Below are 26,331 nucleotides of genomic sequence, written 5' to 3'. Positions count from 1 at the left end.
TTATGCCTGCTCAGGCTCCGTGTAGACAACGCGCCAGAGCGGCATGGCTTCCTCCCGCCCCATGGACGGCACCAGCCCTTCGCCGCAACGGGTGAAGCCGACCTTTTCCAGCACCCGGCCCGACGCCGGGTTATCCTTGGCGTAGCCCGCGTAGATCGGCCCAGTGTGGCCATGGTCGCGCAGGAGGTCCACCGCCAGCCTGGCCGCAATGGTCGCCAGCCCCCGGCCCCGGTGCGCGCGGTTGATGGCATAGCCGATTTCCTTGTCGCCGTCCTCACCCGTAAAATAGCTGACATCGCCCACCAGCACGCCGTCTTCATAAAGCCCGCGCTGGGCGGCTTTGCCCTCGGCTTCCTCGGCCCGGCGGCGCGCGACCCGTTCTGCGGTCCATTTGAGCGTGACCGGGTGCGGCACGGTTCCCGCCATCACCGCGATGGTGGGGTCGTTCAGATGGTCCCAGAAGGCCTCCAGCTCGTCATCCGTGATCGGTTTGAGTTCCAGTGTCATGTCGTGTCTTCTTTCTGCCTTCGGCGCTCATCCGGCGCCTTTTCCCCGCGATAAAAAAAGCCGGGGCAGGACCCCGGCTTTCGTCTTCAGCGATATGGGCTGAACCTTATTTGGGGCGCCGGTATTCGGGCGAACGGACAAGCTTGATATAGCGGTCCCGAAGCTCGGTCTGGCGGGACTTGAGCGCAACCTGCTCACCCTTGATGAAAAGCGCATCCGGGCTGGACATCACTTCAAGCGGGTCACCGTCCCACACCACCACGTCGGCATCCTTGCCTTTGGTGAGCGTGCCGTAGCTTTTGTCGATACCGAAGATCTTCGCGGGGTTAACCGTGAGCGCATCAACGGCGTCAGCCCAGCTCATGCCCATGGCAACGGCGTTACCGGCCGCCTGCACGACGTTACGCGCATTGTGGGTATCAGGCCCCACGAACGCGACCGTCACACCCGCCTTGGTCAGGCGGGCTGCGTTGGTACCGGTAGCGGCGAGGTCGTCAAAGCTGTCCGGCAGGTTCTCCATCGGGTTGAGGACAACCGGGACCTTGGCGGCTGCCAGCTTGTCGGCCACGCGCCAGGCTTCGTCACCGCCAATGAGGATGACATCAAAGCCGTAGCGTTCCTTCAGGCCGATAACCTTCAGGATGTCCGCCTTGCGGTTTGCCGCGACAAGCAGCGACTCCTTATGGGCGAACAGACGCTCAAGCGCCAGGGCGTCGACATCCTTCTTGGCCTTTTCGTCCTTCTTGTCAGCCTTCTTGCCCCGCGGGTCAGCCGCATCCAGCTTGCTGTAGATGGCATCCCACATGGCCGGACGGCTACCACCGCCGGAGCGCGCGCCCCAGGCCGTGACATTGAGGCCGATGAAAGCCGGATCACGGTTGATCTGGTCCGCCTCGTCCCCGAGGTCGATCACCATGCCCTGGCCCATCCACATGTCCTTGCCGCCCGTCAGGTGCACGACCGCGCGGGTCACGCCCTCGATGCGGGTGATCGGGATCAGCGTGGTATCGGGGTTGAAGCCGTTGATCGGATCAAGGCCGATGGTGTGCTGTGCCTTGTCGGCACGGGCATCGTCGAGGTCACCCGACAGTTCGATCTCACCGAGACCAAGCTGGGTCGAGGACACCATGAAGCCCGTGGTGACCCACTTGCCCTTGGCATCGACCGTGCGGTACCCGCCCGGCACGTCGCCGCCTGCGGTGACCGAAACCACCTTGCCGTCAGCGATCAGCACGGTGGCATTTTCCACCTTGCCCTTACCGCCATCGGTGAAGGCCGTGCCGCCGGTGATGGCGATGTTTTCGGCGTGTGCGGTGGTGGCCATAACGGCCGCAAGCGAAACGCCCATCAGAGATTTCAGAATGCTCATTTCACGTCTCCTTCACCGGGCTGGCCGAGTTCGAAATCGACGATCGGCTGATGCGCCTTGTCATGGCGGTCCCAAACGAGGGCGCCGTCGACGAAGGTCTTGTCGGCTTTGGTGTAAACGCTGAACGGATCACCCGACCACAGAACGACGTCGGCATCCTTGCCAACTTCGATGGTGCCGGTTTCCTTGTCGATCCCGAGCGCCTTGGCGGGGTTGAGCGACAGCCATTCCCAGGCCTCGGCCTTGGTAATGCCCAGCCCAACCTTGTTGCCGTCCGCCAGCGTCTTGGCCACTTCCTGGTTCAGGCGCTGGATACCGTACGGGTCATCCGAGTGGATCATCGCGCAGGCCCCGGCCTTGGCGACGAACGGAATGTTTTCGCGGATGCTGTCATAGGCTTCCATCTTGAAGCCCCACCAGTCAGCCCACATGGCGGCGCAGACGCCGTTTTCCTTGAGCTTGTCAGCGATCTTGTAGGCTTCCGTGGCATGGTGGAACGCGGCGATCTTATAATGGAATTCCTTCATCACATCCATCATCACGGCCATTTCATCGGCGCGGTAGCAGTGCATCTGCACACGGATATCACCGCGCAGAACACCGGCCAGCGTATCAAGCTTGAGGTCGCGCTTCGGCGGCAGGACGTCCTTGCCGGCCGCATAGTCGCGCTCATACTTGTCCCACTTGCGCTGGTAGGCTTGGGCGTCGGCCCAGGCCTGGCGGTACCCGGCCACATCGCCCATCAGGGTCGACGGACGGTGCGCGGGCGAGTTTTTGCCTTCGCCGTAAACGCGTTTCGGGTTTTCACCACAGGCCATTTTAAGGCCATACGGGGCACCCGGGAATTTCATGTCCTGAACCGTGCGGCCCGGAACGTTTTTCAGAACCACCGAACGGCCCCCGAACAGGTTCGCGGAGCCCGGCAGGATTTCAAGCGAAGTAACCCCGCCTGCCATTGCGCGGATAAAACCGGCGTCCTGCGGCCAGACCGAATGCTCGGCCCACACGTCCGCGGTAACCGGATCACCGACTTCGTTGCCGTCCGACATGGAGCGCACGCCCGGGCTGGGGTAGACGCCCAGATGGCTGTGTACGTCGATGATACCGGGGGTAACCCAGCGGCCCTTGCCGTCAATGACGTCGGCGCCATCAGGGGCGGTTACGTCCTTGCCGAAGGCCTTGATCTTGCCGCCGTCCAGAAGGATCGATGCGCCGTCAATTTCACCACCTTTACCGTCAAGAAGCGTGACGTTGGTGATCAGCGTCGCCTTGCTCGGCAGCGGTGTGTAGGTTGACGGGAACGGATCCCGGTTGATGCTTACATGGGCCCCTTGCTTCTCGCTCGGCTGGCATGCCGCGACACTCAAACCGAGTGCGGCAACAGCAAGACCAGCGAGGAGCCGGCGGCCCCTGTTGTTTGTTGTCCTCATTGCATAATCTCCCATACTCTGCCGCCCACCAGGCAGAGGCCGCGCGAGCCTAGCAGCCACGCGGCTGACTTGTCACTAGTCCCCGCCACAAAGTTTGACGAAAATAACATAAACGTGAAACCCCGGTTTCATGAAAGTCCCTCACAAAAGGGATGACATTCTAAGGATATCTGCACCACCGGCACAGATTCACCCGTTGTTAACTGAGACCTGACATGGTACGTCCCCGTGAAAGGCCGCTCAGGCCTCTTGCCGAGAGAGGTGGCAAGCACTGGAAATTTGGCAGTCCATCCCTATATACGGGACGAGAGAGGTTGCCTGGGGGTCGCAAGGTAGCTGAGGTAGTGAGTTGCGACTGAAAACTATCATATCATTGAGCGGCTTGGCCCTTGCCATGGGGCTTGCGTCTGCTGAGGCCACACCCCGTACCGAACGTGGGCAAAGTATCTTCATGCAGTGCGCCAACTGCCATACCCTGACCAAGGGCGGCAGGACCATTTATGGCCCCAACCTTCATAACATCATCGGCCGCCGAATCGCGTCAATGCCTGGCTTCGACTATAGCCCGGCGCTGTCTGCCGAGGGCGGCATTTGGACAGTCAAGAAGCTGGACCGTTTCCTCGCCCGGCCGCAGATGGCGGTCAAGGGCACGCACATGACCTTCAAGGGCCTTTTGAACCCGCATGACCGGGAAGACCTGATCGCCTGGCTTGAAGCCGTACAGGCGCACAAGGCCCCGCCGGTATCCCCCAGCCTGATCAGCCAGATTCTGGACAAGGGTGACCCGGTGCGCGGGCAAAAGCTGTTCCGGCCCTGCACGGTTTGCCACAGCTATGAAGCCGGGGCGAAAAACAAGATCGGCCCCAACCTCTATGGCGTGGTTGGCCGCCCTGTCGCCAGCGCGCCGGGCTTCCACTATAGCGCGCGCCTCAAGGAGCATGGCGGTTTCTGGACACCCGAAACGCTCAACAGCTTCATGACCGAGAAAAAGCCCTTCGGGCAAGGCTCGCACCTGGCGTTCAAGAAGCTCGGCAAACCATCCGACCGGGCCGATATCATCGCCTACCTCAAGTCACTGTCGCCGGAATACCGCGAGAGTACAGGCCGCGTGCATGAAGGGCCGATCGCAACCCGGCCTTAAGGGTGCGCCGCATTCGCCCCCTTCAAAGCAAAAGCCCGGCAGTCACCTGCCGGGCTTTCTTTGTTTCCGAAGGTCGGCCTGAAGACCAGCCTGAATATCAAACGGGGCTTAGTGTACCCCGTGCATCCCCTTCTTCAGGATCGGGGTGATGACGAGAAGGAACACGCCAACGCCAATCGCGAACAGGCCAATGCTGTTGTACATATGCATCGTGGCCGGAACATCCAGCTTGTCAGCCATACTGTGAGGACCATCCGTCCCGATGAGCGACGAAATCTTGCCCGCGGCCCAGTTACCCAGCGAGGTAAACAGGAACCAGGTACCCATAACGAGGCCGACGATTTCCGGCATCGCCAGCTTGGTCACCATCGACAGGCCAACCGGGCTGAGGCACAGCTCACCCCAGGTCATGGCCAGGTAGATAACGACCATCCAGAAGAAGCTGCGGTTCGGACCGTCCTGAAGGCCGAGGCCGAAAGCCAGCGCCACATAGCCGAGGCCGACAATCAGCATCCCGAGGGCGAATTTAGCCGGGGTGGACGGTTCCCACCCGCGCCGTGACAGCGCACTCCAGAACCAGGCGAACACCGGGGCGAACACCACGATGAAGACCGGGTTCATGGTCTGAACCTGCGAGGCAAAGAAATGGAAGCCAAAGACATCGAGATCGAACTGCTGGTCAGCCAGCAGCGTCAGGCTGGAGCCCTGCTGTTCAAAGAGCGCCCAGAAGAAGGGCTGTACGAAGATCAGCACACAGGCCACCAAGAGGCGCTCACGGCCAACCTTGCCGCCGCGCATGAAGCCGTAACCGATGATGACCACCAGCATGGCAAGGCCGATGAAGGTCAGCGATTGACCAACCACATTCTGGTACTGGACGACTTTCCACATGACGGCGACGAGGACGAGACCAACGAAATAAATGAGATATTCCTTGGTCAGGAAACCGGCGACCTTTTCCTTGAGCGCTTCGCTCGGCGGGTCGGCACGGCCTTCCAGAAGCGGCTGCCCCACAAGGAAGATCACGAGGCCAAGCAGCATCCCGATACCGGCGATGGCGAAGCCATAGTTCCAGCCCCAGGCTTCCCCGGCATAGCCCACCAGCATCGTGGCGAACAGCGACCCAAGGTTGATGCCCATATAGAAGATGGTGAAACCGCCGTCACGGCGCGCATCCTTCGGGCCATAAAGCTGGCCGACGATGGTGGAAATATTGGCCTTCAGGAAGCCGACACCCACGATGTTGAGCGCCAGCGCCAGGAAGAACAGGTTCAGATAGAAACCGTCCCTGACGATATGGCCGTTCACATCCTCAGCCGGTGCCCCGGTGACCGCCAGCAACAGCTGGCCGATGGACAAGAGCAGCCCGCCATAAACCACTGCCTTGCGGCTGCCCAGATACCGGTCGGCCATATAGCCACCAAGGATCGGCAGCAGGTATACGAGGCCGGTGTAGCCGCCATAGATCAGGCTGGCTTCGGAAGCGCCGAACAGGAAGTGCTTGGTGAGATAGAGAATAAGGATGGCGCGCATGCCATAATAGGCGAAGCGCTCCCACATTTCGGTCATGAACAGCACGCCGAGGCCAATCGGATGGCCCAGGAGCTCGCGCTCTTGCGAACCGGTTTTATCAACCGTATCGGTCATTGTTTCCCCTTGGTCTTTATGTTTGGGCCGTCTTGCGGCCTTCCCCGTCACCCCTTTTGCCGGGGTGTTTCGCTTTACAAACCATAAATTGGCGAAGCGCGGAAGCAAAATTGGCCCACCCCCGCCATTTTTCTGATGTCACGGACAAACTGAGCTTATGTCAGGCTGACTTTCAGCTGCCGCTCAATCGTGGGCGTGCGGGCCGATATGGGCATCGAGGAAATCGAGCGCGGCCTGATAATAGGTGCGGCGGTCCTCAGGCTTCGTCAGTTGATGCCGGGCGCCCTTGAGCGTGATGAAATTGAAATCCTTATGGTATTTATGCAGCATCAGCGCCATCTGCCGCCCTTCCTCATAGGGCACGTTACCATCCTCCGTGCTATGAAGCATGAGCACCGGGGTGCGCACCAGGCTGGCGCGGTAAAGCGGCGACAGGCGGCTGAGCACATAATCCGACTGATGGCCGCGGATGCGCGGCACCGTCAGCTTGTAAAAGCGGTGCTTTTCCAGAAACGCGATCAGGTGCGGGATGGACGTCACGCCATTGAGGCTGACCGCGCAGGCATAAAGGTCATAATCCTTGATCGAGGACATCAGCGCCGCATAGCCGCCGTAGGAGCCGCCCATCACGCACAGGCTGCCTGCCTTTGCCCGGCCGGTCTTCACCAGCCATTCGCCCGCGGTGCGGACATCATCCTGCATGTCACGGCCCCATTCACCGTAGCCCGCGCGGCGCCAGGCCTCGCCGAAGCCGCTGGAGCCGCGGAAGTTGGGCTGCAGCACCGTGTATCCCGCCGCGGTGAGCCAGGTGACAAGCGGATCATAGCCCACCGACGCCCGGCTGACCGGCCCGCCATGGACCAGCACCACCGCCCGGCCCGTCGCCCCGTCCTTCGGCACGCTGAGGACGGCGTGCATTTGCTGCTGCCCCTTCTTGCCGACGGGGATCCACACGCCACTCTCCTTGGGCGCGGGCCAGCTATCCTCCGCTGTGTCGTGCGGGATGGCGTTCAGTGTGTCCGCGTCCCGGTCATAGAGATAATAGCGGATCGGCCCCCTGGGGTTATAGCTGTGATAAAGCTCCCGTCTGCCATCCCGGCTGGAGCCGAACAGCCCCAGGTGATGGACACCCAGGCGGCCCGCAACCGTCGAAAGCTGGCGGCGCGTATTGCCCTGCCAGATGATCTCCCGGGTGCCGTCGGCGGTGAAGGAGGCGCCCACCGCCAGGTCGGTTTCCGGGTCGAGGATCGCCGCCGCCATATCGAAGCGGCCATCGCCCGCCAGCTTCTGGAGCATGGTGCCCGAGCGGATATTCATGCGCCAAAGCTCGCGGGTGTTGCTGGCGTGGCCCGACAGCACCAGCGCGGTCGCCCCGCCCGCCTCAACCGCCAGCACATCCAGGGGCGGGTCCTTGAAATAGTCATGATCGGCGATCTTGCGCCAGCTGCCGTCGGCCTGACGGCTGTAGAGAAGCTGCCGCCGCCCGCGGAAGCCTTCCCCCAAGGCCACCTGCCCGCTGGGCGACGCCCACCAGCGGATCACCGGTTTCCAGGCGCTGACCACCTTGCGGCTTTCGCCGGTGACGGCATTGACCCGGTAGACCGCCGGGTAGCCTTCAACCGCGTCATCCTCCCACTGCATCAGGATGGTGGTCGGGTCATCCGGCAAGGCGGAGAGCAGCACCGGTGGCAGGTCCTCAGGCCGCGGGCCGCCGTGTTCAATGAGCGGGCGCAGGCGGCCGATATGGGCGTCATAGAGCACGAGCCCATGTTCATTGAGCGAGATCAGCAGCCGCCCACCGCCGACCCAGGCCAGCCAGTTAAGCTCCGCCCGGTCATAGGGCAGCACATCGGCGCTTTCCGGTTTCTTGGCCGCATTCCAGACCACCAGCGCCTGCTGGTCGCCCTTACGCTTGAGCGCAGCGAGATAATGCCCGTCGGATGATAGCGACACCGCGGCATAAAGCGCCGGGCGGGTCAGTTCAGTGAGGAGCTTGGGATCGCCTGTGGCGCGCGCGGGCACGGAGGCCCAGACCATGAGCCCCACAAGCACACTCCACCGCATCCACACGACCATACGCAACATGAGGATGAGAATAGCACGCCGCCTTTAAAAGCCAAGGCGGCGCACGCAGGCTGAGCGGGCTTTCCCGCTGGCCTCACGCCGATTTGATCCTATATTTCATACTGGCTGTTCCAGTAATTCTGGTACAGAATGGATTTCAGCCCTTGGGGAAGGGCCAGAAGGGAAGACTTCATGTCGACACAGTGGCGGGTGATAAAACCGTCTGACATCCTGAGCCGTGAGGAATCACACCAGCTGCGCCAGCGTTCCGACCTGAGGGGCGCCTGGATGATGCTGCACTGCTGGGGGCTGATCGCGCTTTCCATGGCGCTCTATGCCTGGCGGCCCGGCGTATGGACCTTCCTGATCGCGCTGATCGTTGTCGGCGGGCGCCAGCTTGGCCTCGCGATCCTGATGCATGAAGGCAGCCACGGCATGCTGTTCAAGACCCGGCGCCTCAATGAAGCCGTCAGCCAGTGGTTCGCGGCCTGGCCGCTTCTCCTGAATATGGAAAATTACCGACGCCGCCACATGGCGCACCACCGCTTCACGAGGACCGACGAAGACCCGGAAAATTACCTCTACACCCCGTTCCCGGTGTCGAAGACCAGCATGGCGCGCAAGATCCTGCGGGACCTGACCGGTATCGTTTTCCTGCGCACACAGGTCGGCATCTTCCGCTATATCGCGGGCGAGAAAGACGGCCGCCTCACGCGCCTCAAGGCCTTCTATGGCGGTCCGGTCCTGTTCTACGCCCTGTTCATCACGGGCTTCGCGCTCGCCGGGCGGCTGGATATCTTCCTTCTGTGCTGGCTCATCCCCCTGATGACCACCCAGCAGTTTTTCCTGCGCATCCGCAATATCGCCGAGCACGCCACCGTGCCGGACCTTGAGAACCCGCTGAAGAACAGCCGCACCACGCTCGCGAACCCGCTTGAGCGCCTGACCTTCGCGCCCTATTTCGTCAACTATCATATCGAACATCACATGCTGCCCTTCGTGCCGTGCTGGCGGCTGAGGCAGGTCCACAAGATCATGGAAGACAAAGGCTTCGCGGGCGAGATGGAAATCCGCCCCGGCTATCTGGATATCATCAAACTAAACGCCGCCGCGTAACACGCAGGCGGTCACAAAGGCCCTGCAATCTGCAAATGCCACCCGTCGGGGCCGAGGGGAGAAAACATGCATTTCACATTCACGGACGCCCTGTGGGCGATAGGCGCGCTTGTTCTGGTGGTTTTCCTCTATACCGCCATCAAGAAAAGCCTGGCCTTCTACCGGCTGGCCAGCTTCTACAAGCCCGCCAACCTCATAGAGAGCTTCCGCCACGCGAAGGACAATTTCCCCACCCACACGGTCCATAAGGGTGAGACGATCTCCGCGCTCAAGTATGCGGACGAAGAGGTCACCCTGCCGGACACTTACCCCTTCCGCGGCAAGCAGATGTCGATCAGCGCCTTGATGGATGACACCGACACAACCGGCCTTCTGGTGATGCGAAACGGCACCGTGCTTTATGAGCACTATTTCCTGGGCGAGCAGGCGAGCGACCGGCACCTGCAGTTTTCGGTGTCCAAATCCTTCCTGTCAGCGCTTGTCGGCATCGCGGTCCATGATGGGCTCATTGGCAGCATTGACGAGCAGGTCACCAAATACCTGCCGGAGATGAAAGGCACGGGCTATGACGGCGTCAGCATCCGCGACGCGCTGACCATGTCGACCGGGATCAAATTCACCGAGGATTACGCCGACCTGCGCTCCGACGTGAACCGCATGTCGATGGCGATCGGCATGGGCGGCTCGCTCGATGAATTCGCCAAGTCGCTCAAGCGCGACCGTGAGCCCGGCACCTATAATGACTATATCAGCGTCAACAGCCATATCCTGGGCATGATCCTGACCCGCGTTACCGGCAAAACCCTGGCCGAGTATCTCGAGGAGAAGCTCTGGAAGCCCATGGGCATGGAACAGGACGCTTATTATCTGGTGGACGGCAAAGGCATGGAAGTGGCGATGGGCGGCCTGCAGGTGTGCCTGCGCGATATGGCGCGCTTCGGCCAACTGTACCTCAACAAGGGCCGCTGGGGCGACAAGCAGCTTGTGCCGGAAGCCTGGGTCACCGAATCCGTCACGCCGAACGCGCCGCACCTGATGCCGGGACACAACAACCCGCTCTCCAGCTCGCCATTCGGCTACGGCTTCCAGTGGTGGACGCCGGTGGAACCGCATGGCGATTTCACTGCCGCAGGCATCTACCACCAGTTCATCTATGTCGACCCGACAACCGGCATCGTTATCGCCAAGACCAGTTCCAACAAGGGCTTCAATGACCCGAAAAACGCCGACCAGAAGGAAATGATCATCACCGCGATGCAGGCAATCTCTGTCGGCCTCGGCGCCGGTGAAGAAGCCCCAGCCCAAGCTGTGGCTGGCGAATAGGCATAAGCAGGGGTAAGCTGGGGCCATGCTTCTTCATGTTTACACCATTACCCGCTATGGCCCCGCCGCGCTTATCCTGCTCGCGCTGCTGTGGGGCGCCTTGCGGATCGGCTATCTGGCATACGCCCAGCGCGTGTCGGTGCTGGCCGTGCTCCGCCGGAAGAAAAGCCCGGTCGAACGCTGGCTGATGGCGGTCGCCATCGTGCTGGATGCCTACCTGCTGGCCCGTGCCTTATACCCACCGCTTGATCTCATGGTGTTCGCCGCACCCTCGCCCAAGCCGCATTGGGGGGTGGCGGTGATGGCCATCGGCATCGCCATCGCCGTCCTCAGCCAGGTGGATATGGGCACCGCATGGCGAATCGGCGTGCCGGAAAAGAAGGAACGCAGCCAGGCGCTCATTACCCGGGGGTTGTACCGTTTCAGCAGAAATCCGATTTATGTGGGCATCATGATCTTCATTCTCGGCAGCGTCATCGCCCTCCCCGGCCCCATCACGATTCTGAGCCTGATCCTAAGCTGGCCGCTCATTAACAGGGTCATTGATGCCGAAGAAACCTTCCTCCGGGATGCCTTCGGGGAGGAATACACCGCCTACTGCGTAGCCACACGCCGCTGGCTCTGATTTGCCCGTCGCCGTATTCCCTTGCAATTTCAAGTGAAAGCGCACATATAGGGTGCATACGTTTCTGCCGTCTTGGCTATCTGATCTCCCGGCATTGCCGGATTTGCTTGGCTACCCCGATACTGCAAACGTCTGTCCCGACCCGCATGGTGCGGTGGGACTTTCGCCCGTTTGCATTAGCTACGGGTCCAACACAAAGACAGAGAAAGGACTTACCATGGCTGTAGGTACCGTAAAATTCTTCAACTCCACCAAAGGTTTTGGCTTTATTACCCCGGATGAAGGCGGCAAAGACGCTTTCGTACACATTTCCGCGGTTGAGCGTTCGGGTCTGTCGACCCTCGATGAAGGCCAGAAGGTCTCCTTCGAACTGGAAACCGGCCGTGACGGTCGCGAATCCGCAACCAACCTGTCGCTCGCTTAATGCTTTGGTGACTGTCTGCACCGGATGGTGCGGGCCATAAAATACGAAAAGCCGGGGTTTTCCCCGGCTTTTTTCTTTGGAGCCAAGCCGGACGAAACCGCCCGGCCTGTTCCTTAGCCCTCCAGCTTGGGCATCGGCGCGTCGGTGGTGCGGCAGCCGTAAATCATGCCCTTGCCGTCTTTCGACTTGTCGACAACGAAGGCATCGGTGCCCGACGGGCAGCTGAAGCTGTCGCGGTCGCCGTCCGGCAGCGTCACGGTCATGTGGCTTTCACCGCTGGAGGCGTCGTAACCGTGGACGCCGTCCCCGATGTTCACATCACAGGCGCCGAGCGTAAGGGCAGCGGCAGACACAATAAGGGCGTTAAGTGCTTTCATGGGAAGTTCCTCGCTTGTCAGTCGTGTTTAAGTTTTTGGTTTATGAATCTTCCTTACCGCCGCCTTCTGCGTTTGGCAAAGGTTTTTCCGGCTGATCGTCGGAGATCTCCTCTTCTTCCGGCATGTTCTCGCCCCCCGTTACCGCTTCGGGCACTGGCACCGGCGCACGTAACAGGCTGAACACCGTCAGCGTGCGGTCGACGAAATCCTCGAACCCCGCTTCGCCGCCCTTGTTGGCGCTGATATGGATGCTGGCGATCGAGCGGCTTTCAAAGCTCGCCTTCACCAGTTTCGCAAGCGTCTCGGCCTTCAGGGCCGTATCCATGATGACAAGCTCGATATTGCTGGGCTTGAGGAGCCGGCGCACTTCCTTCTCCTCGCTCGCCACAAACAGGCGCGCGCCGAAGCGCGCGCCAATGATCAGAAGCGGCGTCGGCAGGACCGGTCTCATACGGCACAGAAGAACGTCCATGAAGCCCCCATCCGCGGGGGCCAAGCCCCGGCGTTACAGTTCGGCCCGCAGCCCGACCCGGACGGACCGCGGCATCGCGACCGTTTCAAGCCCGGTGGCCGAAAGCGCGGACACCACGCGGGTATCCAACAGGTTTTCGGCCGACGCTGTCAGGCTGAGGCTCTCCGTAATGCGTAACGTGCCGAAGGCGGCAAGTGTGAACACGGACCCGATCCGGCGGGTGTTCTGATCGTCATCATACACCGCACCCAGGTAGCGCCCTTCGGCCGCCACCTGCCAACGGTGGCCGTCATCATAGCGCACGGTCAGGCTGCCGCTGTGGCGCGGGGTCTGCACCGGCTGGTTGCCGACCAGCTCCGGCATGGCGGCAAAGCGGGTGATGCGCGCGCGAGCATAAAGATAGCGCCCAAGGAACGACCAGCCGCTGTCGAGCCGCACATCGGCCTCGGCCTCCACCCCGTCGGTGACGCTTTCGTCGATGTTGCTGCGCTGGCGCAGAACGCCGCCCGCAGGCACATAGCCGCCCAGCGGGAAGAAGCCGGGGCCATAGCCCACGGTCACGTTGCCGACACCGTCCTTCAGCCAGTTGCGGTAATAGGTCAGGCCAAGGCGGAAGTTATAAAGCGGCTGGTAATCGAGCCCCGCTTCGACGCCGTACAATTTTTCAGGCACCAGGTTTGGGTTGGCTTCGGTGATGTCATTGCCCACGCGGAAGGGGCGGTAATATTCATTGATCGTCGGCAGGCGCCAGCTTTTATAGGCTGCCGCGCGCAAATCCAGGTCGTCCGACAGCTCATAGTCCGCGCCCACCCGGCCCGATGCCTGCCAGCCAGCGCGCGCAGGCACATCGTCCGACCGGGTGACAGCGCTGCTTGCAAGGTCGGTTTCCAGCCGCACGCCATTATAGCTGCGCCACCGGTCGAGCCTGAGCGTGGCAGAGAGGCTGCCCCGGTCATAGTCCGCTTTGGCTTCCATATAGCCGCCGACCGTCCACTGGTCGCCGCCCGCGTGGCGATTGCGCGTGAAGCCCGCACCGAGGTTGCGGAAATGCTCATTGGTCTCACCCGACAGTTTGCGGGCGTCGATCCCCACCTCAAGCGCACCCTTCTTGAGCCGCGCGAGGAAACCGGCGCCGTGGGCGGGCATGTGATATTGGTCCAGCACCAGGCGCTCGTCATTGCGGGCATCATCGACCGCGGCGAAGCTGTTCTGGAAGCTGCGGCTGCGCCAGTAGGCCACCAGCTCATAGCCCGGCGCACCATCTTCCTCCTCATGCAGGAGGCGCACGCTGGCGTCGACCGCATCGGTGTGGTTGACCGACAGCACGAGGCCGTTGGTGCGGTTCTCCCGGAACCAGCGCACCGTGCCTTCAAGCTGGCTGCCGTCCGAAAGCGTCATGCCGCCGCGGAAGCTGACCCGGTTCATATCGCTCGCCGCCTTCACATCGGCGGAGCCGCGCTGGTCCGCGGGCACGATATAGAAGCCGTCAGTGCGGAAGTGCCCGCCGGCCAGCGCGAAAAAGCCGTCATCAAGCGCCACGTCAGCCGACGCGGAGGCCGAAACGCTGCCAAAATTGCCGTACGACCCGGCGGCGCGAACAGCGCTTTCGGTGATGGGGCGGGAGCGCAGGTCCAGGCTGCCGGCCAACGCCTCAGCCCCGTAAGCGCCGGGGCTGCCGCCCTTCATCACCGTCACTTCACCCAGCGCACGCGGGTCGATCGCCGACCAGTAAACCCAGCCGCCGAACGGGTCATTGAGCGGCACGCCATCGAGCGTCACCAGCACCCGGCCCGCGGCGTTGGCGCCGATGCCGCGCATGGTCAGGCCTTGGGTGGTCGGGTGTGCGCTCAAGCTGTCCGCGCGGCGGTACAAGCCGACACCGGGCACCGCGCCCAGAAGCTGGTCCAGCCGCGCCATGGGGGCGCCTGCCGCCACATCGACGCGTGTGACCGCCTGCCCGCTGTCCGCGGACTTCAGGCGCGGGGCCGTGACGATCACATCATCGAAGGATGTCGCGGTCTCGTCAGTTGCGGACCGCGGGGAGGCGCACAGCGCGGCGGGCGCGCACGTCATCAGCGCTGACAGCACCGCCGTGGTTTTCAAAATGGGTGCGAACATAGGTGGCAATTTCGGCAATATCATCGTCGCTCAACTCGGAAAAAGACGGCATTTCGTTGGAATAGTCGCTCTCATCCATCGGGATGATGGCGCTGCCGTGAAGGATCATGTCAATGACCGCGCCCTTCTCGCCGTTCGCACGCTCGCTGTCAATCAAAGCAGGCTGCATCATCGGCACGCCGCCGCCGTCCGCCTGGTGGCAGCCGCCGCAATTGGCCATATAGAGCGCATGGCCCTTGTCGGTACTGGCAGCGAAGGCGGGCCCAGAAAGGCCCGCCGCGAGCGTTAGGATCGCAAGCTTATTTACCCACATAGGTCACCCGGTAGATACGGCCGCCATGGACGAGGCTGGAAATATAGAGCGCGCCATCCGGCCCTTCGGCGAGGCCGGTCGGGCGGCTATAGGCATCGCGCGGGCTCATGATCGGGCCTTTCCCCGCGAAGCCGTTCGCGAAGGTTTCCCACTGGCCGGTGATGTTGCCCTTTTTGTCCATCGGCACATAGACGACGCGGTAACCTTGCTGCGGTTCCGGCGCGCGGTTCCAGGAGCCATGGAAGGCGATGAAAGCGCCGGTCTGATAATGCGCGGGCCAGGTGCCGGTGCGGCGGAACAGCAGGTCGTTGGGCGCCCAGTGGCCGGGGAAGCCGATCAAAGGCATCTGGCCCGGGCGGTCCGCCGGGGTTTTACCGTCGCCGCCATATTCCGGCATCTTCATGCGCTTGCCCACATGCTGATCATAATAGCTGTAGGGCCAGCCGAGGTTGGCGCCTTCTGCCACCTTGTGGAATTCCTCACCCGGCAGGTCGGCGCTTTCCTTGGGCGAATAATACTGCGGGAAAAATTCAGCCAGCTGGTCGCGCCCGTGCATGGCGAGATAGAGCGAATTCACATAGGGGTTCCAGTCCAGCGCCATGGCGTTGCGGATACCGGTGGCATAACGTTCGGCTTTCGCCTGTTCCTGCATGGTCTTATCGGCGTCAAAGCGCCAGATACCGCCGTAACTCTCGAGAATCGGGCACGGATCCATACCCTTGGAGCCCTTCTGGCGCATCTTTTCCATGCAGGCGTTCGAGGGCGCGCCAACATTGACATAGAGATGCCCGGCATCATCGAAGGTGAAAGGCTTGGCGGAATGCTGGCGCTGGCGGGTGAAGCCACCGACGATCAGCTCCGGTTTCGTGGTCGGGATACCAGCGTCCGGCAGCTTCCAGCGGATGATGCTGACGTCGGTGCTATAATAGAGGTGGCCATTATGGATACCCACACCGGTGCCGCGTAAACCCTTGGCGAAATAGAGCTTTTGGTCAGCGACGCCATCGCCGTTATCGTCATGGAGAGCAACCGCGCCGAAGCCCTTTTGCGGCCGCATCAGCGCCACATACACCCAGCCAGAGGGCGACACCGCCATATGGCGCGCCCGGCCGATTCCGGCAGCGAAGACGTCGACTTTAAAGCCTTCCGGCACGCTGATGACAGGCGCGGCTTTTTCTGTCGCAGCTGGTGCTGCTGTCGGTACCTGGGCTGTTGCAGGTGCAACAGGGGCGAGGCTCAGGCAGGCAAACGCGACCCCCGCGGTAAAAATCTCTCTGATCACGATATTCCCCCTTGATCCGGTGAACTTTACCTATAGCCCATCCGACCCGGTTTCGAAAACAACAAGAAAGTGATAATCAATCTGAACGCGCAAACAATCCGGACGGACCCCGGACACATGAGGAATCACCCGCGCATGAAAATCGAGCCTATCGAAAGCCTGAAACCGCACCTGCCCGCCCTTCAGAAATTGCTGATCGACACGGTGGCGGACGGTGCGTCCATCGGCTTCCACGCCCCGCTGCCGGAAGAAGACGCGGCGGCCTACTGGCACGCGGTCGAACGCCAGCTTGCGGACGGCAGCAAGCTGATGCTGGTCGCATCTGAAAGCGGCACCGTGCTGGGCACGGTTCAACTGGCGCTTGAGATGCGCCCGAACGGCCGTCACCGCGCTGAAGTGCAGAAGCTGATGGTCGCCCCCGCCGCGCGCGGCAAGGGCACCGCAAAGGCGCTGATGGCCGCGCTCGAGCAGGCGGCGCACGATGCCGGGCGCACGCTTCTGGTGCTGGACACCCGCCGGGGCGACATCGCCGACGGGCTATACGAACGCTTGGGCTACACCCGCGCGGGCATCATCCCCGATTATGTGATAGACACCGGCGGCGTTGTGACCGACACCTGCATCTTCTATAAACATCTGAAATAACCCCTGACATCTGGACCCCCGAATGACCTTCAACAGCCCCAATGCCGAAACCTACGACCTTCTGATGACCCGCCGCAGCGTGAAAGCGCGGGAGATGGTCGGCCCCGGCCCGGACCGGGCAGCGATGGAAAAAATCCTCGCCGCCGGGGCGCGCGTGCCGGACCACGGCAAGCTGAGCCCCTGGCGCTATATCGTGCTGACCGGTGCGGACCGTGAGCCCCTGGGCGAGTTGATCGCCCGCGCGCTCATTGAAGAGAATGAAACCAACCCGGCGGTAGCCGAGAAGATGAAAGGCTACGCGACGCAAGGCCCGACCCTTCTGGTGGCGATCTCATCCCCCAAGGAAAACGCGCCGATCCCGGTGTGGGAGCAGGAGCTGTCCGCGGGGGCCGCGTGCCAGAACATGCTGGTGGCGGCGACCGCGCTTGGCTATGTCGGCTGCTGGCTGACCGGCTGGGCGTCCTATAGCCCGACGGTGAAGGCGGGCCTCGGCCTCGCTGAACACGAGAAGATCGCCGGCTTCATCTTCTTCGGCAACCAGGCGAAGGCGCCGACCGAACGCCCGCGCCCGGCGCTTGAGGACGTCGCCCAGTGGGGCTGGCCTGAGTAATCATGCCCGTGAGCCCCGCATACCGGCCGGAAACGGCCTTCCTGACCCTCGGCGAAGGCTTCGCCGACCCGGTCGAGGCCGCCCAGTTCCCGGAGACCAAAATCCGCTTCCGCAATGACCGCGCGGCGGCGGAGGTCGGCCTCGCGGACCTGACGGACGACGAATGGGCCGCCCATTTCGGCCGCTTCGCCCCCCTGCCCGGCAGCCTTGAGAAACCGCTGGCCCAGCGCTACCACGGCCACCAGTTCCGGGTCTATAACCCCGAAATCGGCGACGGGCGCGGCTTCCTGTTCGCGCAACTACGGGACACGCAGAACCGCCTGATGGACCTGGGCACCAAGGGCAGCGGCCTGACACCTTTTAGCCGCACGGCGGACGGACGGCTAACCCTGAAGGGCGGCGTGCGCGAGATCATGGCGAGTGAGATGCTCGAGGCCCTCGGCACCTACACCAGCCGCACTTTCAGTATCATCGAGACCGGCGAAAGCCTGATGCGCCATGACGAGCCCTCGCCCACGCGTTCCGCCGTCATGACCCGGCTGACCCACGGCCATATCCGCATCGGCACCTTCCAGCGCCACGCGTTTTACACGGACACCGAGCGGCTGGAAAAGCTGGTCGACTATTGCCTCACGCACTATTACGGCGTCACCCCGAAAGGCAGCGCCGCCGACCGCGCGCTCGACCTGCTGGGCCGGGTGAGCGAACGGGTGGCCCGCCAGGGTGCGGACCTGATGGCGGCGGGCTTCGTGCACGGCGTCCTCAACACCGACAATATCAACATCACCGGCGAGATTTTCGATTTCGGCCCCTGGCGCTTCCTGCCGACGCTGGAGCTTGGCTTCACCGCCGCCTATTTCGATGAGACCGGGCTTTATGCTTACGGGCGGCAGGCCGATGCCCTGCACTGGAACATCTACCAGCTTGGCGGCGCGCTGGCCGACCTTGCGCCCGAAGACGCGCTCAAGGACGTGCTGGCGCCGTTCCCGCACCAGTATGTCGCCGCGCTCAGGACCGCGCTGATGAAACGGCTGGGGCTGAAGCCCAAGGATGATGCGGCGGACGATGCCATGCTCACGCTGGTCAATAATTTCATGCTGGAAGAGGACGTGGGCTATGAGCGCTTCTTCTTCGACTGGTACGGCGGGGCCGCGAGCCTCGACCGCGCGATGAAAAGCCCGGAGGCCGCGCGCTATAACGCCGAGAAATGGCAGGACATGAAAGCCGCGCTGATGGCCTACGGCCCGGCACGCGACAACGCCCTCAGCCACCCCTACTTCGACCGCGCCGAGCCCTGCACCATGCTGATCGACGAAGTGGAGGAGATATGGGCCCACATCGCCGAGCGTGACGACTGGCAACCGCTCTATGACAAGATCGACCGCATCAGGGAAATGGGTGAGGCGCTGAAGGGCTAACCCTCTTCCCTTCGTCATGCTGAACTTGTTTCAGCATCCATGGACCCTGAAACAAGTTCGGGGTGACGGTGGGTTCTATCTACCTTGTCATACCGGTTTTGCGAAGCTGGCGTGACATGGGTGTTTTCTGAGAGTTTCGCAGCACAAGCATTTCCACTTTGTCCTGTCATTCCCACATGGTAAGCGGGATGCAACCATGCCATGAACGAGGGGGATTTCATGCAGTGCTTTAACCATCATGACCACGCAGCCGTCGCCACATGCAAGGCCTGCCACAAGGGCGTTTGCCCGGACTGCGCACGGGAGAACGAGGCTGGCATCAGTTGCGACAATGACGCATGTGCCAATGGGGCAGAACAGACAGCCACGGTCATGCGCATGAGCGCGCAAGCCATTGCCCGTCGGTCGTCATGGCGATCCCCCTCGGTTTTGGGCGGTATGCTGGCAGGAATCTGTATCACCGCCATGGGCGGCTTCCTCATGATTGGAGGCGACAAGGCCGGAGGCCCCCTCATCGCCCTGATGGGTATCGGCCTCATCGGCATGGCCATGTCCATGAAATTCAGGCGGTCCCGCTGAATGAAACCCGCTCTCGCCTTCTGCGTCGCGCTCATGCTGTCCGGCTGTGCGAACCTTGGTGGACTGGTGTGCAGCACACGGTCAGACGGATCGCAGATTGCTGATTTGAAGGCGGACAGTTGCCGGGGCAACCGGCAGTCGGCCTTCGCGCTCGGCTGGGCCTATGAAACCGGCAAGGGCGTGGAGAAGGATGAGAAGCTGGCGGTGCGCTATTATAAGCAGGCCGCCGCCGCTTCAAGCGGCCAGACCTACATTTACGTGCCGCCCGCAGGTGACGTAGCAGGCTATACCATGCCGGTTAATTCAGGCCCGGCGAGCCCCGGCCTTGCCGAAGCGCAATACCGCCTCGGCCTCATGTACCGGGATGGGCGCGGGGCGCGGGTGAACCTGTCCAGAGCGCGCAAATATCTGGGCATGGCCGCCAAACAGGGCCACCCTGATGCCGCCAAGGCACTGGCGGATTTGGCCGCTCATTAGTCCAAAAAACTACATTTCATTGTCATTCGCCGACTTGATCGGCGAACCCAGGAACACGGAATTTACCGGTTAAAGGCTGTGTTCCTGGACCCTCCGATCAAGTCGGCGAATGACGAAGGTAGAGGGTTACCCCGCCGCTTTCGCTTCATCGACCTCCGGGAACAGCTCGTTCATGGCGACGGAGCGGCCGTTGCCGAGCGAGAGGCGGGCGTGGTGGCGGGTCAGGCCGCGCGGGCCGTCGACGCCGCAGCTGTGGGCGATGATCTCGATCTCCTTGTGCATATTCTGCGCATAATGCGCCACGCGCACCGCCTTGTTGGCGGGGTCGAGGCCATACTGAAGCTTCTTGTTATGGGTGGTGATACCGGTCGGGCAGGTGTTGGTGTTACAGCGCAGCGACTGGATACAGCCGAGCGCGAACAGGAACCCGCGCGCCGAATTGACGAAATCCGCCCCGGCGCAGTAGGCCCACGCCACCTCGGACGGGTTCACCAGCTTGCCGGACGCGCACACCTTGATCCGCTCACGCAGCCCATGGCGCTTGAGCGTATCGACCAGAAGCGGCAGGCTTTCCTTGAGCGGCATGCCCATATTGTCAATCAGGCTCATGGGCGCCGCACCCGTGCCGCCGTCGGCGCTGTCGATGGTGATGAAATCCGGCGCGCTTTCGGCCCCGCGTTTCTTGATGGCTTCACACAGGTCATCAAGGAAGCTGTTGCCACCCATCACCGCCTTGAAGCCCGTCGGCTTGCCTGAAACCTCCCGCACGTGGGCGACCATGTCCAGAAGGTCATCGACGCTGTCCACCTCCGGGTGACGGTTGGGGCTGATGGCGTCCTCCCCAGGCTGAAGCCCCCGGATGCGGGCGATTTCTTCCGTCACCTTGACGCCGGGCAGCATGCCGCCCTTGCCGGGCTTGGCACCCTGACTGAGTTTGATTTCGATCATCTTGACCTGGGCGTGGGACGCCACACCCATCAGCTTGTCATCATCCAGCTTGCCGTCGGGGGTGCGCACGCCGAACTTGCCCGTGCCGATCTGGAAGACGATGTCACAGCCGCCTTCGAGGTGGTAGGGGCTGAGGCCGCCCTCACCCGTGTTCATCCAGATACCCGCCATCTTGGCACCTTTTGACAGCGCGCGCACGGCGGGGATGGAGATGGCGCCGTAGCTCATACCCGAGATATTGAAGATGGAATTGGTGGTATAGGGGTGGCGCGCGTGCGGCCCCACCGTCACCGCCCGGGTGGGCGTATCATGCGCCAGCGTCGGGAATGGGCAGTTGACGAAAAACACCGTGCCTGCGGGGCGCAGGTCCCGGGTGGAGCCGAAGGCGACGGTGGTGTCCACATCCTTGGCGGCGCGGTAGACCCAGCTGCGTTCGGCGCGGTTGAAAGGCAGTTCCTCCCGGTCGAAGGCGAAAAAATACTGGCGGAAAAACTCGCCCAGATGTTCAAACAGGTACCGGAAGCGCGCGATCACCGGATAGTTGCGCTTGAGCGTGCTGGCGGTTTGGGTTTTGTCCCGCACATAAGCGACGCCGAGCCACAGGATGAAAAGCCCCAGCGCGAAGACGAACACGACCGCAAGAACCTTGAGGACGGCCAGAACAAACTGCAGCAGTTGAGCAACTTCCATGACGGGTCTCCCTTTTTACACGCCCTAAAGCCATACGCCCAAAAGGGTTATTTCTTCAACCACAATAGGACAAAGGATGGGAGACAAAAGAGCTCACCCCCACCCTATTCTCCTCTTGTCATACCGGGTTTGCGAAGCTGGCGTTTACGCCACCTGACCCCGGTATCCATACGGTACCGGCCTCCGCTTCAGCCATTTCCAGCATCGCATGGACTCCGGGTTCAAGACCCGGAGTGACACTGTATTTTCTATCGTCACCCGACGGCTTGGCCGGCGGGCCCAGGAACACCGGCGTCAATCGGTTAGGTCAATGTTCCTAGGTTCGCCGATCAAGTCGGCGAATGACGAAAGGTGAGAGGGTGGGTGACGAGAGAGAGGTTATGACAACCGCTTCACAAGCCCGCCTGCTGCCCCGTCTTTCCATGGGGGCATAGTCGGCCGCGCATACACGGGCGCATAACGTACTATCCGGAAATGTTGAACACGGGGGAGCGGCTTTTGTGCTATGGTAACTGCAATACGGTATTGAAAACAAAACCGGACATACCCATATCGGGCGACAGTGAAGGGGGAGAACCCATGTTATTCAAAGGCTATTTCAAGGCGGCGCTTGTGCTGTCCTTCGCACTATCCGGCACCAGTGCCGTGGTTGCGAAACCCGGCGCGAACGGCAAGCCGATGGCCTGTCACATGGAAAGCAAGGCCGGCTGCCCCTGCCGCGAAGCCCAGAAGAAGCGCGGCGACGAGGCCTGAGATACCCGAGCGCACGACAGACTTATAGCAAAACGACCCGGCCGCCCAGATGGAGCGGCCGTTTGTTTTTTCAGGTGTCGTCCTTCTTGCCAAAGGCATACCCCATGGCCCCGGCAATCAGCGTCGCGGCTTCCCCGGTTAGCGCATTGTTGAGCGCGAGAATAGCGACCACCGGCAGGGATATTGCCAAGACCGTATAGCGGATGAACTGCCAGCCGATTCCTTTGGCCTTGTCATTCGGGTTTCCCCTGCGGTTCAGATAGCCGACCCACAAAACACCCGGCACCGAAAGTGCCAATATACAGGAAATGATAACCGTCGCGGACATAAGCACTTCCCCTTTCTTGGAAAGGAAGAAGGTACCACATCTGCCATCAGCGGCCTAAATCGCCTCAGCCCTTATGGTCGGCTTCGAGGAAAATGGCCTCTAGGCATTCGAACGGCAGCATGACACTGCCGTGGCGGCCCGGATGGTCGGAAACCGGCGCGAGGATGGCGAGGTCCGCCCATTTAGGGGGGAAGTCGGCCTCCCCGGTTTTCACCATATGGCGGAAGCGCGCGGCGATATCATCCAGCTCATCCGACGTCAGGCCAATGACATGCTGGCTGACGATGGCGGCCGATGCCTGGCCGAGCGCGCAGGCCTTCACTTCCTGCCCGAAGGCGGCAATGGCGCCGAGCGTGAGCTTGGCATCGGCGCTGATGCGGCTGCCGCAGATGCGGCTGGTCTTGGTAACCGTGACATCGGCGTCCACCAGGCGCGCCTGATGGCCGATACGCGTCGTCCAGCGCAGTATGTCCGTGTTGTAAAGCTCGGTCATCGCCACATCATTCCAAATCCAAAACCCTTCAGGTTACGTAAGACGCTCACGCACCAAAGCCAAGCGGAAAGTCGGCCTTCCTCCTGACAGCTTTTGGCAACAGGGGCGGCTTAAAGTCCGGAACGCAGGCGCGAATAGGCCCGGAAAAGCTTGTTCGCAGCTTGAACACCGGCTAAAGCTGACCATATCAGTAAACTGTTCCGAACGCTTTGGAGGTGCCGAAAAACCGAGTGCAAAACCGGTAACAGATTTTTTAACAGGTTCCGCGTATAATGGCGGGACCACCATAGAAAGGAAATCCGAATGGATGCCGTAATTGAAAGGATCAAGAACGATCCTGAACTGAAGGTAATCCCGCAGGACGCCGATGACCGCCCCACAAGGGCCGAGGCTGAAGCCGCGGTCCGTACCTTGATAAAATGGGCGGGCGACAACCCCGACAGAGAAGGCCTGATCGAAACCCCGAAACGCGTCGCCAAGGCGTATGAGGAGTTTTTCGCGGGCTATCATGACAACCCCGAAGAAATATTGTCCCGCACCTTTGAAGAGGTGGAGGGCTATGACGACATGGTCGTGCTTCGGGGCATCCAGGTTGAAAGCCACTGCGAACACCATATGGTGCCGGTTCAAGGCACCGCGCACGTGGCCTATATGCCCAACGGAAGGGTTGTCGGCATCTCGAAGCTCGCGCGTGTGGTCGAGGCCTTCGCGCGCCGCCTGCAGACACAGGAAACCATGACCGCCCAGATCGCCGATGCGATCGAGAAATATCTGAAGCCGAAGGGCGTGGCCGTCATCGTTGACGCCACCCACCAGTGCATGACCTGCCGCGGCGTGAAGCACCAGGGGGTCTATACGATCACCCGCCAGTTCCGCGGCTGCTTCAAGGAAGCGGAGCAGGAGCGCCGCTTCTGGGACCTGATCCGCGGCTGAGGCCCGGACTAAAAAGATTTGCCCGCTTGGCACCAGCGGGCTTGAACGAGCGGCGTGTTCAGGTGAACATGCCGCTTTGTTTTTATGAGGACCACCCGCATGACCGACATCCAGTTCGCCGACCGATCAGACCGCACCGCCGTGGAGCGCGGTGAAGCGCTCGCGCTCAAGTTCGACGACCGTGGGCTCATTCCGGTGGTGACGACGGACCATGCGACCGGCGCGGTGCTGATGCAGGCCTGGATGAACGCCGAGGCGGTCAAACGCACCATCGAAACGGGTGAGGCGCATTATTATAGCCGCTCCCGTCAGGAGCTGTGGCACAAGGGCGCGACCTCGGGCGAGTTTCAGATCGTGAAGGATTTCCGGGTCGACTGCGACCAGGACAGCCTGTGGCTGGTGGTCGAGCAGAAAGGCGGCAAGTGCTGCCATGTCGGCTACCCCAGCTGTTTCTACCGCTCGATCGCCACCGGCGTGCCGCTCTCGGGTGACGGCCTCGTCCCCCTCAAGACCGATGCGGATTAAACCGCTTCTCCTCAGCCTACTGGTGCTCGTCGCGACTGCCGCCCACGCGCAGGAGCAGGCGGCGACCGAAACGCCGGCCAAAAAGCTCGCCAAAATGCGCGCGGCGGGCAACGCGCCCGAAAGCGTCGCCACCAGCTTCGGCCGTCGGGTGGCGGACAGCACCAAGGCACCGTGGCGTGCGGTCGGGCGGGTGAATATTGGCGGCCGCGCCCACTGCACCGGCAGTCTGGTGGCCGAGGATATCGTGCTCACCGCCGCGCACTGCCTCTATGACAAAGCGCAGAAAAAGATGGTGGTGCCGTCGGTCGTGCATTTCCTCGCGGGCTATCACGCCGGGGCGTATGAGGGCCATTCCAGGGTGGTGCATTATACCGCCGACCCGGCCTTCGATGGCACGCTCGGCGCTAAGCCGCAGAACCTGCCGCATGACTGGGCGCTATTGAAGCTCGCCGACCCGCTGGGCGCCACGCTCGGCTTCCTGCCCTTCCCGAAGGACCTGCAGGGCGAGACCGGCAACAAAGCGCTGACCACCCGGCTGCACGGCCTGAAGATCACCGTGGCGGGCTACCCGCAGGACCGGGCGCATATGCTGTCGCTCGCCGAAGGCTGCCGCGTCCGCGCCGTCGCCTACAAGGGCCGGGTGATGCTGACCGACTGCGTCAGCGTGCACGGCGATAGCGGTGGGCCCATCCTGCAGGCGGACGGCCCCGGCGGCGGTTTACACATCATCGGCATCGACGCCGCCTCAACCCGGCTCGGCACCCGGAACGCCAGCCTCGGGGTTTCCGTCCTCGCCTTCTGGCCCGCGTTCAAAGCCATGCGGGATACCGAAACCTCCGCGCGTTAGAGCCCGCCTCCCACGCGCAACACGGCGCCCGTGGCGTAACTGGCCGCATCCGACATCAACCATAGAACCGCTTCTGCAATATTCGCGGGTTCACCCACTTTGCGCAGCGGGGCTGTCGCGGCCACCATCGCGGGGCGGTCCGGATTTCCGGAAGCCTCATGGATCGTTGTTGCAACTGTCCCGGCCTGCACTGAATTCACACGGATCCCTTCCGGCCCCACTTCCTTGGCGAGACCGACCGTGAAGGTATCGAGCGCGGCCTTCGATGCGGCATAGTGAACATATTCGCCCGGGCTGCCGAGCGTCGCAGCGATGGAAGAGACATTGACGATGCTGCCGCCCAGGCCGCTCCGCCGCACCGACATGCGGCGCACCGCTTCCCGCGCGCACAGCATGGCGCCGACGACATTGACCGCCATTACCCGGCCAATCATGCTCCCCTCGGCTGCTTCCAGCCTGCAGGCCGTCCCAAGGATACCGGCATTGTTGACAAGATGGCCGAGCGGACCGAATGCTTCGTCCGCAAGCTCAAACATGCGTACGACTTGCGTCTCATCCGCTATATCCGCCTGTATGGCCATGGCTCGTACGCCATACTGACGGCATGTTTGGACCACAGCCTCGGCCGCCGCGGCATCCCGGCTGTAGTTGATGCAGACATCGTAGCCGCGCGCGGCAGCCAGGCAGGCTGTTGCCGCCCCGATACCGCGGCTGCTACCCGTCACAAGGACGCTTTTGGGTGGTGCCGTCATGTCCTGCCTTTCTCGCGCCATGGAATATCCGGCGCCAGCTTGCCACAGAAACGGGACTGTCCGTCAGTCCTAAAGTAGGGATGGATAACTTTGCGCGCCTTGTCGCAGTCCCAACACAGCTCACC

Annotated in this window: 28 protein-coding genes; 14 read left to right on the top strand and 14 right to left on the bottom strand. The window is 62.1% G+C overall.

What is annotated here, in order from left to right; all coding sequences use genetic code 11:
- The 3 genes from K6118_RS05505 to K6118_RS05495 all read right to left on the bottom strand — a co-directional run bounded on the left by K6118_RS05505 (position 1) and on the right by K6118_RS05495 (position 3,306).
- Positions 1-507 carry a GNAT family N-acetyltransferase gene (locus tag K6118_RS05505; protein ID WP_247119222.1) on the bottom strand — a complete coding sequence of 169 codons (507 nt, stop codon included), beginning with the start codon at positions 505-507 and terminating at the stop codon, positions 1-3.
- A gap of 106 nt (positions 508-613) precedes the next feature.
- A complete protein-coding gene (locus tag K6118_RS05500; protein ID WP_247119221.1) occupies positions 614-1,876 on the bottom strand; it encodes an amidohydrolase family protein in 1,263 nt (420 codons plus the stop codon).
- Positions 1,873-3,306: an amidohydrolase gene (locus K6118_RS05495; RefSeq protein WP_247119220.1), complete on the bottom strand. Its 1,434-nt coding sequence runs from the start codon at positions 3,304-3,306 to the stop codon at positions 1,873-1,875. Before K6118_RS05495 ends, K6118_RS05500 begins: the two co-directional genes overlap by 4 nt.
- Before the next feature lie 373 nt (positions 3,307-3,679).
- Between K6118_RS05495 and K6118_RS05490 the strand changes: the two genes are divergently transcribed.
- Positions 3,680-4,447 (top strand): c-type cytochrome, encoded by a 768-nt coding sequence (locus K6118_RS05490; protein WP_247119219.1) that lies wholly within the window; start codon positions 3,680-3,682, stop codon positions 4,445-4,447.
- Positions 4,448-4,555: 108 nt separating this feature from the next.
- Here the strand turns inward: K6118_RS05490 and K6118_RS05485 are convergent, their stop codons facing one another.
- Both K6118_RS05485 and K6118_RS05480 read right to left on the bottom strand, forming a co-directional pair.
- Entirely contained in the window at positions 4,556-6,094 is a 1,539-nt protein-coding gene (locus K6118_RS05485) for a peptide MFS transporter (protein WP_247119218.1), read from the bottom strand.
- Between the two features lie 183 nt (positions 6,095-6,277).
- Positions 6,278-8,158 (bottom strand): alpha/beta hydrolase family protein, encoded by a 1,881-nt coding sequence (locus K6118_RS05480; protein WP_247119217.1) that lies wholly within the window; start codon positions 8,156-8,158, stop codon positions 6,278-6,280.
- Positions 8,159-8,350: 192 nt separating this feature from the next.
- Between K6118_RS05480 and K6118_RS05475 the strand changes: the two genes are divergently transcribed.
- The 4 genes from K6118_RS05475 to K6118_RS05460 all read left to right on the top strand — a co-directional run bounded on the left by K6118_RS05475 (position 8,351) and on the right by K6118_RS05460 (position 11,646).
- Positions 8,351-9,274: a fatty acid desaturase family protein gene (locus K6118_RS05475; RefSeq protein ID WP_247119216.1), complete on the top strand. Its 924-nt coding sequence runs from the start codon at positions 8,351-8,353 to the stop codon at positions 9,272-9,274.
- 66 nt (positions 9,275-9,340) lie between these two features.
- Positions 9,341-10,597: a serine hydrolase domain-containing protein gene (locus tag K6118_RS05470; protein ID WP_247119215.1), complete on the top strand. Its 1,257-nt coding sequence runs from the start codon at positions 9,341-9,343 to the stop codon at positions 10,595-10,597.
- A 25-nt stretch (positions 10,598-10,622) separates the two neighbouring features.
- Entirely contained in the window at positions 10,623-11,222 is a 600-nt protein-coding gene (locus tag K6118_RS05465) for a methyltransferase family protein (protein ID WP_247119214.1), read from the top strand.
- Positions 11,223-11,439: 217 nt separating this feature from the next.
- Entirely contained in the window at positions 11,440-11,646 is a 207-nt protein-coding gene (locus K6118_RS05460) for a cold-shock protein (RefSeq protein ID WP_247119213.1), read from the top strand.
- A 113-nt stretch (positions 11,647-11,759) separates the two neighbouring features.
- On the opposite strand, the gene K6118_RS05455 is transcribed toward K6118_RS05460, so the two are convergent.
- From K6118_RS05455 to K6118_RS05435, 5 genes are read right to left on the bottom strand one after another with little or no spacing between them, the layout of a single operon-like run.
- Positions 11,760-12,023 (bottom strand): hypothetical protein, encoded by a 264-nt coding sequence (locus K6118_RS05455; RefSeq protein WP_247119212.1) that lies wholly within the window; start codon positions 12,021-12,023, stop codon positions 11,760-11,762.
- A gap of 40 nt (positions 12,024-12,063) precedes the next feature.
- On the bottom strand, positions 12,064-12,495 hold the full coding sequence (locus K6118_RS05450) for a hypothetical protein (RefSeq protein WP_247119211.1): 432 nt from the start codon (positions 12,493-12,495) through the stop codon (positions 12,064-12,066).
- 33 nt (positions 12,496-12,528) lie between these two features.
- A complete protein-coding gene (locus K6118_RS05445; protein ID WP_247119210.1) occupies positions 12,529-14,568 on the bottom strand; it encodes a TonB-dependent receptor in 2,040 nt (679 codons plus the stop codon).
- Positions 14,519-14,926, bottom strand: coding sequence for a c-type cytochrome (locus tag K6118_RS05440; protein WP_247119209.1), 408 nt, complete (start codon positions 14,924-14,926; stop codon positions 14,519-14,521). Before K6118_RS05440 ends, K6118_RS05445 begins: the two co-directional genes overlap by 50 nt.
- Positions 14,913-16,208, bottom strand: a complete 1,296-nt coding sequence (locus K6118_RS05435) for a PQQ-dependent sugar dehydrogenase (RefSeq protein ID WP_247119208.1) — start codon at positions 16,206-16,208, stop codon at positions 14,913-14,915. The genes K6118_RS05440 and K6118_RS05435 overlap by 14 nt, the downstream gene beginning before the upstream one ends.
- Before the next feature lie 135 nt (positions 16,209-16,343).
- Between K6118_RS05435 and K6118_RS05430 the strand changes: the two genes are divergently transcribed.
- The 5 genes from K6118_RS05430 to K6118_RS05410 all read left to right on the top strand — a co-directional run bounded on the left by K6118_RS05430 (position 16,344) and on the right by K6118_RS05410 (position 19,937).
- A complete protein-coding gene (locus tag K6118_RS05430) occupies positions 16,344-16,853 on the top strand; it encodes a GNAT family N-acetyltransferase (RefSeq protein ID WP_247119207.1) in 510 nt (169 codons plus the stop codon).
- Positions 16,854-16,875: 22 nt separating this feature from the next.
- A complete protein-coding gene (locus tag K6118_RS05425) occupies positions 16,876-17,463 on the top strand; it encodes a nitroreductase family protein (RefSeq protein WP_247119206.1) in 588 nt (195 codons plus the stop codon).
- Between the two features lie 2 nt (positions 17,464-17,465).
- Complete coding sequence (locus K6118_RS05420) at positions 17,466-18,881, top strand: protein adenylyltransferase SelO family protein (protein WP_247119205.1); 1,416 nt, start codon at positions 17,466-17,468, stop codon at positions 18,879-18,881.
- 219 nt (positions 18,882-19,100) lie between these two features.
- Positions 19,101-19,460: a B-box zinc finger protein gene (locus tag K6118_RS05415; protein ID WP_247119204.1), complete on the top strand. Its 360-nt coding sequence runs from the start codon at positions 19,101-19,103 to the stop codon at positions 19,458-19,460.
- Entirely contained in the window at positions 19,461-19,937 is a 477-nt protein-coding gene (locus K6118_RS05410; RefSeq protein ID WP_247119203.1) for a tetratricopeptide repeat protein, read from the top strand.
- 126 nt (positions 19,938-20,063) lie between these two features.
- On the opposite strand, the gene K6118_RS05405 is transcribed toward K6118_RS05410, so the two are convergent.
- Positions 20,064-21,575, bottom strand: coding sequence for an FMN-binding glutamate synthase family protein (locus tag K6118_RS05405; RefSeq protein WP_247119202.1), 1,512 nt, complete (start codon positions 21,573-21,575; stop codon positions 20,064-20,066).
- Positions 21,576-22,154: 579 nt separating this feature from the next.
- Between K6118_RS05405 and K6118_RS05400 the strand changes: the two genes are divergently transcribed.
- Positions 22,155-22,328, top strand: a complete 174-nt coding sequence (locus K6118_RS05400; RefSeq protein WP_247119201.1) for a hypothetical protein — start codon at positions 22,155-22,157, stop codon at positions 22,326-22,328.
- Between the two features lie 70 nt (positions 22,329-22,398).
- Here K6118_RS05400 and K6118_RS05395 read toward each other — a convergent pair whose 3' ends face one another.
- Both K6118_RS05395 and K6118_RS05390 read right to left on the bottom strand, forming a co-directional pair.
- On the bottom strand, positions 22,399-22,656 hold the full coding sequence (locus tag K6118_RS05395; RefSeq protein ID WP_247119200.1) for a hypothetical protein: 258 nt from the start codon (positions 22,654-22,656) through the stop codon (positions 22,399-22,401).
- Between the two features lie 64 nt (positions 22,657-22,720).
- Positions 22,721-23,149, bottom strand: coding sequence for an iron-sulfur cluster assembly scaffold protein (locus tag K6118_RS05390; RefSeq protein ID WP_247119199.1), 429 nt, complete (start codon positions 23,147-23,149; stop codon positions 22,721-22,723).
- A 303-nt stretch (positions 23,150-23,452) separates the two neighbouring features.
- On the opposite strand from K6118_RS05390, the gene folE reads away from it, so the two are divergent.
- From folE to K6118_RS05375, 3 genes are all read left to right on the top strand, one after another.
- Positions 23,453-24,082: a GTP cyclohydrolase I FolE gene (folE, locus tag K6118_RS05385; RefSeq protein WP_247119198.1), complete on the top strand. Its 630-nt coding sequence runs from the start codon at positions 23,453-23,455 to the stop codon at positions 24,080-24,082.
- A gap of 99 nt (positions 24,083-24,181) precedes the next feature.
- Complete coding sequence (gene hisI / locus K6118_RS05380; RefSeq protein WP_247119197.1) at positions 24,182-24,607, top strand: phosphoribosyl-AMP cyclohydrolase; 426 nt, start codon at positions 24,182-24,184, stop codon at positions 24,605-24,607.
- The gene (locus tag K6118_RS05375; RefSeq protein ID WP_247119196.1) at positions 24,597-25,454 is read left to right on the top strand and encodes a trypsin-like serine peptidase; all 858 of its coding nucleotides are present in this window, start codon (positions 24,597-24,599) and stop codon (positions 25,452-25,454) included. Before hisI ends, K6118_RS05375 begins: the two co-directional genes overlap by 11 nt.
- Here K6118_RS05375 and K6118_RS05370 read toward each other — a convergent pair.
- Positions 25,451-26,206 (bottom strand): SDR family oxidoreductase, encoded by a 756-nt coding sequence (locus K6118_RS05370; RefSeq protein WP_343269915.1) that lies wholly within the window; start codon positions 26,204-26,206, stop codon positions 25,451-25,453. The two genes, K6118_RS05375 and K6118_RS05370, sit on opposite strands and share 4 nt — an antisense overlap.
- Positions 26,207-26,331: the final 125 nt, after the last annotated feature.

The sequence above is a fragment of the Kordiimonas marina genome, from assembly GCF_023006325.1.
Classification (GTDB): Bacteria; Pseudomonadota; Alphaproteobacteria; order Sphingomonadales; family Kordiimonadaceae; genus Kordiimonas; species Kordiimonas marina.
Note: the sequence above shows the minus strand (reverse complement) of the source record. Positions and strands in the feature narration are given on the sequence as shown.